This is a genomic window from Fusibacter sp., from assembly GCF_057447755.1.
This window is the reverse complement of sequence record NZ_JBVBZF010000235.1, coordinates 1-5671: the sequence shown is the minus strand read 5'-3', so window position 1 is coordinate 5671 and position 5671 is coordinate 1. Positions and strand designations below refer to the sequence as shown.

The window sequence follows — 5671 nt, the reverse complement described above, 5'->3', positions numbered from 1 at the left end:
GTGTTTGCCTTAAAAGGCTTGAAAATTTCAGATAATATTTGAAAAGAATCTGGCCCACTTAATCTTACGATTCCGATGGCTCCTTCTCCTATTGGTGTTGATATGGCTGTTATTGTATCAAAAATCAAATTAATCACTCCTAAATCACAATAAAAATAGGACACATGATCCTATTTATGAGTATAATGATAAACTGGATAAATTTCAAGTTTGCAACTTCTATCTAATATTGTCGCATACCTTCATTTACCACTAATATCTTGTTTTTTTGTTATCGTTTTGTGTTACCGTTCTCATCTAACCGTTTCCTACAAGTTGAAGACGCTTGTTCTGAGAACTAATTTTATAACATTTGAGTCATCTCACGAGGTCTCAAACCAATTTTCGCTGACGCTGTTTGAGGCTGAACATTCCTCATCACAGCTTTTGGCTCAAATTTTGTTATATACAATCATTTACCGCTAAAACTTTGTTTTTGCGCTACCGTTCTCATCTAACCGCTCTTCACAAGTTGAAGACTCTTTTTCAGAGCTGGATGAGAACTAATGATATACAATGAAAATATAACCCAGTTATCTACTGGGTTATATGGATTAGTTTGCTCTATTCTTTTTGTAATCGTAATAAATAACGACTTTTCTAAAAGGCTCATCACCCTCAGACTTTGTGCTGACAAACGGATTATTTTGAAGTGCCGAATGAATAATTCTTCTTTCATAAGGATTCATTGGTTCCAAAATAACATTTTTTCTAGACTTTTTAACTTTAAACGCAAGTTTACCTGCTAAATTTTCTAGTGTTTCTTTACGCTTCATACGGTAATTTTCTGTATCAAGCACAACTCTTACATAATCATCTCTATTCTTGTTAACCACTAGGCTTACAAGATATTGTAAAGAATCAAGTGTTTGACCTCTTTTACCAATTAAAATTGCCATATCTTCACCAGCCATATTAATTGAAAGATTGTCATCAAACAAATCAGCTTCAATCGTAGCATCAATATTCATTTCTTTTAAAAGACTTGCTAAAAACGTCTTAGCAATATCAGCAGCATTGTGCTTTTTAGTCACTCTAATTTTCGTTTCCTTAGCACCAAAACCTAAAAAACCTTTTGAACCTTCTTCGATAATTTCGTACTCAACATCATCTCGGCCGGCATCAAGTTCAATCAATGCAAGTCTAAGTGCTTCTTCAACACTTTTACCAGTTTTTTCGACAAATTTCATGTACTATGCATCCCCCTTAACTTGCCTATTCATAATATATTGTTGACCAATTTGGAATAAGTTTCCGATTGTCCAATATAAAATTAGACCAGCAGAAAGATTTTTACCCCAAAATAGAATCATTACTGGGAAAATGGTTTGCATTACTTTCATTTGAGTATTTGCAGCATCACTCGTTGCACCTGCAGTATTCATTGTCTTCATTTGGAAATAAGTCAATGCAGCAGAAGTAATCGGTAAGATACCTGGTAAAGTGATTAACCACTCTGGACCATTCGGTAAAATATTACTGATCAAATCAGGTAATGCTAAATTAGGCACCCATAAAAACGCATCTTGAGTTGCACTCATTAACAAATCTGGATTACCTGCAAATACATAGAGCTCAGGTTGTCTTAAAGCAGTAAACAAACCAATAATGATCGGAAACTGGATTAAGATCGGTAAACATCCACTTAAAGGATTGTAATTGTGCTCTTTGTAAAGCTCCATCGTAAGTTGTTGCTGTTTTTCTTGATTTCCTTTGTACTTCTCTTGAATTTCTTTTATCTTAGGTTGAATTGCAGCCATTTCCTTAGAAGATTTAAGTTGTTTAATTGTAAGTGGCAACAAAATCAATTTTGTTATCAATGTAAAAATGATAATTGCAATACCGTAATCTTGTACGAAGTTAAAAATTAACCCTAATAAGTAACCAAAAATTTGCGCAAATATCGTCAATGAATTCTCCTCCTATTTACTATTCTAATGGATCATACCCGCCTGGATGAAAAGGATGACACTTGGAAATTCTTTTCACACTAAGGAAGCCACCCTTAATTGCCCCATATTTCTGTATCGCTTCAATTGAGTATTGCGAGCAGGTCGGAAGAAATCTACAATTACTACCTAATAGGGGGGATATAAACTTTTGATATAATTTTATCATAAATATCATAACATATTTCATTTTAATCACGCTTACTATTCATTTTATTTAATAAAAATTTCATAGATTTTTCAATTTTAGCATAATCTGCATCATTTGATCTCACACGTGCTATAAAAACTATATCATAATTGCCATTACTCAGATAATTCAAACGAAAAGTTTCTCTGATCAATCTCTTTATTCTATTGCGCTTAACGCTGTTCCCAACTTTTTTACTCACCGATAAACCGACTCGAGTGTAACCAAGCTTGTTAGGTAGAATGTATATCACCAAGTACTTGTCTGCAAAAGACTTTCCTCTTTTATATACCTTGCTGAACTCTGAAGGTTTCTTTAAACTCTCGTAAGTCATAAGACCTCCATTAAAAATCCCATCTGCGAACGAAGTTCGCATTTCATGCATTAATTAAATTACATTGCAAAAAAAGACCACTGACTGCGGTCTTTTCATCCATTAAGCAGATAATTTTTTTCTACCTTTTCTTCTTCTTGCTTTAAGAACATTTCTACCTGAGCTTGTTTTCATTCTTTTTCTAAAACCATGCTCAACTTTTCTTTGTCTCTTCTTAGGTTGAAAAGTTTGCTTCATTACCAGACACCTCCTTAATTGTGAACATATCATATATATTAACAAAATTTCTACACAAGTCCGCTAAAATATTATAACTTGAAGGACCCAGCCTGTCAAGTTATAACGTCAAGTTATTAATATTATGTTATATAGAAGACTTTTCTACTATATATAGTAACTCATAGCAAAGTCATAAACTTATATAGTATATTTCAAAATATCCTTGTGAGTAAAAAATCCAACTTATCCACAATAATTTTCTAAATTTATTTTTTTTTTAATTTCAAAAAGATATCCACATCTTCAAATCACAAAATTAAATATTATTTTTTGTGGATAAGTTTGAAAAATACCATAATCTTTGGTAAAATAATTTGTATTAACAATTTACCTTTTTCTTTAAGATGAAGTTGTGGATAAGTATGATATGTTGATTATTTATCGATTTTTTTTTGACTTTTTGCATATTTCACTGTTGATACTGTTGATAAAATAGGCTATTTTCTGTTGATAAGTCTAAATCAATCGTATTTATCCACAATTTTATACAATTTAAATTTTTTATGCCACTATTTAATCTATCAACAATGTTAACATTTATTTGTGGATAAGTATCAGCAATTAGGAGGATAACACATGGATAATTACTTGCAGACCATTTGGGATCAAGCCAGGGAAATTATGAGAAACGAATTAATGACCGTAAGCTTCAACACTTGGATTGAAACTATAGACCCTGTGACTATAGAAGGTAGCACGATTATTTTACAAACTTTAAGCGTATTAAATAGAAGTGTACTTGAAACTAGATACAATGATTTGATTAAAAATACAATTAAACACGTAACCAATCAAGATTACTTCATTAAATACATCATCCCTGAAGAAAATACGCTTGATAAGAATAAAGCGGCTATGGAACAAGAAGTTAATGATCTCCTTGAGTCTACAAATTTAAATCCACGCTATGTCTTTAACGAATTTGTCGTTGGCAACAGCAACCGATTCGCACATGCTGCATCTCTTGCAGTTGCTGAATCACCAGCGAAAGCATACAACCCATTGTTTATTTATGGGGGCGTTGGTCTTGGAAAAACGCATTTAATGCATGCCATTGGCCACTATATCTTATCTCAAAATAAGAACGCAAAAATCTACTATGTATCAAGTGAAAAATTCACAAATGAGCTTATTAACTCCATTAAAGATGATAAAAATGAAGAGTTTAGAAACAAGTACAGAACTGTTGATGTTCTCCTAGTGGATGATATTCAGTTTATTGCAGGTAAGGAACGTACTCAAGAGGAGTTTTTCCATACATTTAACGCACTTTATGAAGCCAATAAACAAATCATCGTTTCATCTGATAGACCCCCTAAAGAAATCCCAACTCTAGAGGATCGATTGAGATCTCGATTTGAGTGGGGCTTAATCACTGATATTCAGCCACCTGATTTTGAAACGAGAATCGCTATATTAAGGAAGAAATCCGAAAGAGATCGTGTGGACGTTCCAAATGAAGTGTTTGAATTTATTGCATCTAAGATTAAGTCAAACATTAGAGAACTTGAAGGCGCACTTAATAGAGTTGTTGCCTATTCTACACTTACAAAGAGAGAAGTTGATATATCGCTTGTCAACGAAGCGCTCAAGGATTTGATTGCTTCTTCTAAAGCAAGAAAAATCGACATTGATCTTATAAAAGCCACCGTAGCTGAATATTTCAACATGAAAGTCGATGATTTTGAGTCCAAGAAGAGAACCCGACAAATTGCATATCCAAGACAAATCGCAATGTATATCTCAAGAGAGCTCACAGACCTATCACTCCCTAAGATTGGCGAAGAATTTGGCGGTCGTGACCATACAACCGTTATTCATGCTTGTGAAAAAATCAATAACGATATGAGCAATGATTTTGATTTAAAACATCGTATTGATGGCATCATAAAAGAAATTAAGGGTGAATAATACCTCTGTGTACATGTGTATAACTTTTTTGTGTATAACTTTTTATTTTTCTCGTTTTATACACAGTGGACAATTTGATCATTTCTCCTTATTTTATACACAGGCTAAACCGAGCAACTTTTAGACTATTAATGGGCTAGATATGGTTTTCCACAAATCAACAGCCCCTATTACTATGACTAATAAAATAATTATCTAATATATATTTATAAAAGGAGGATCACCCATGAAATTTACTTGTAATCAGCAAGACTTATCAACAGCTATAAATTTAGTTTCAAAAGCAGTTTCTAGTAAAACAACTCTACCTATCTTATCTGGTATCTATTTTGAAACTGTAGGTGATCAATTAAGACTTATTGGAAATGATTTAAATTTAAGCATCGAAACTTTTATGAGTGCAGAAGTTTTTGAAAAGGGAAGTATTGTGATCCCTTCTAGATTATTGACAGAACTCATTAAAAAATTGCCAAACAGTACCATAGAGATTGAAGTGAGTGATAATAATGTCGTCACGATCAATTGTTTAGAATCTAGTTTTAAGATTGTTGGTTTACCTGGTAATGAATATCCTGAACTTCCTAATATTGAAGATCAAAGCTCATTTGAAATTGATAAAGAACTTTTTTCTAATATGATTAAGCAAACGAGTTTTGCAATCTCTCAAGATGAATCTAGACCTATACTTACTGGTGCACTTCTTGAAATCGAAAATGGCAAATTCAACATGGTTGCTATTGATGGCTTTAGAATGGCCATTAAACGTGCAAACATTAAGACGACTTTAAACAACAAAGCTGTTGTACCTGGTAGAACCTTAAATGAAATCAATAAAATTATGTCTCAAGTGGAGTCTAAGGGTGATCTTAAAATTTCATTTGATGACAAACAGGTTTTATTTACTTTTGACTCATTAAAGGTCTATTCAAGATTACTTGCAGGTGAATTTATCAATTATACTCAAATTCT

Annotated in this window: 8 protein-coding genes; 2 read left to right on the top strand and 6 right to left on the bottom strand. The window is 32.6% G+C overall.

Going from position 1 to position 5671, the window contains the following annotated elements; all coding sequences use genetic code 11:
* The 6 genes from AC220I_RS17345 to rpmH form a co-directional block, all read right to left on the bottom strand.
* A partial coding sequence (locus AC220I_RS17345; RefSeq protein ID WP_486725125.1) for a hypothetical protein occupies nucleotides 1-137 on the bottom strand: 137 nt, incomplete at its 3' end.
* A 456-nt stretch (nucleotides 138-593) separates the two neighbouring features.
* A complete protein-coding gene (gene jag, locus AC220I_RS17340) occupies nucleotides 594-1229 on the bottom strand; it encodes an RNA-binding cell elongation regulator Jag/EloR (protein WP_486725124.1) in 636 nt (211 codons plus the stop codon).
* A gap of 3 nt (nucleotides 1230-1232) precedes the next feature.
* Entirely contained in the window at nucleotides 1233-1949 is a 717-nt protein-coding gene (locus AC220I_RS17335) for a YidC/Oxa1 family membrane protein insertase (RefSeq protein ID WP_486725123.1), read from the bottom strand.
* A gap of 19 nt (nucleotides 1950-1968) precedes the next feature.
* Entirely contained in the window at nucleotides 1969-2178 is a 210-nt protein-coding gene (yidD, locus tag AC220I_RS17330) for a membrane protein insertion efficiency factor YidD (RefSeq protein WP_486725122.1), read from the bottom strand.
* Between the two features lies 1 nt (nucleotide 2179).
* The gene (gene rnpA / locus AC220I_RS17325; RefSeq protein ID WP_486725121.1) at nucleotides 2180-2512 is read right to left on the bottom strand and encodes a ribonuclease P protein component; all 333 of its coding nucleotides are present in this window, start codon (nucleotides 2510-2512) and stop codon (nucleotides 2180-2182) included.
* 102 nt (nucleotides 2513-2614) lie between these two features.
* Nucleotides 2615-2749, bottom strand: a complete 135-nt coding sequence (gene rpmH, locus AC220I_RS17320) for a 50S ribosomal protein L34 (protein WP_486725120.1) — start codon at nucleotides 2747-2749, stop codon at nucleotides 2615-2617.
* Nucleotides 2750-3367: 618 nt separating this feature from the next.
* Here rpmH and dnaA point away from each other — a divergent pair.
* Both dnaA and dnaN read left to right on the top strand, forming a co-directional pair.
* A complete protein-coding gene (gene dnaA, locus AC220I_RS17315) occupies nucleotides 3368-4702 on the top strand; it encodes a chromosomal replication initiator protein DnaA (protein WP_486725119.1) in 1335 nt (444 codons plus the stop codon).
* A 226-nt stretch (nucleotides 4703-4928) separates the two neighbouring features.
* Nucleotides 4929-5671: DNA polymerase III subunit beta (dnaN, locus tag AC220I_RS17310; protein ID WP_486725118.1), on the top strand; the 743-nt coding region annotated here is incomplete at its 3' end.

Bases quoted from the DNA above. Each gene is read 5' to 3' on its own strand.
- rpmH (WP_486725120.1), bottom strand. From the start codon at position 2,749: ATGAAGCAAACTTTTCAACCTAAGAAGAGACAAAGAAAAGTTGAGCAT.
- dnaA (WP_486725119.1), top strand. From the start codon at position 3,368: ATGGATAATTACTTGCAGACCATTTGGGATCAAGCCAGGGAAATTATG.
- rnpA (WP_486725121.1), bottom strand. From the start codon at position 2,512: ATGACTTACGAGAGTTTAAAGAAACCTTCAGAGTTCAGCAAGGTATAT.
- jag (WP_486725124.1), bottom strand. From the start codon at position 1,229: ATGAAATTTGTCGAAAAAACTGGTAAAAGTGTTGAAGAAGCACTTAGA.
- yidD (WP_486725122.1), bottom strand. From the start codon at position 2,178: ATGAAATATGTTATGATATTTATGATAAAATTATATCAAAAGTTTATA.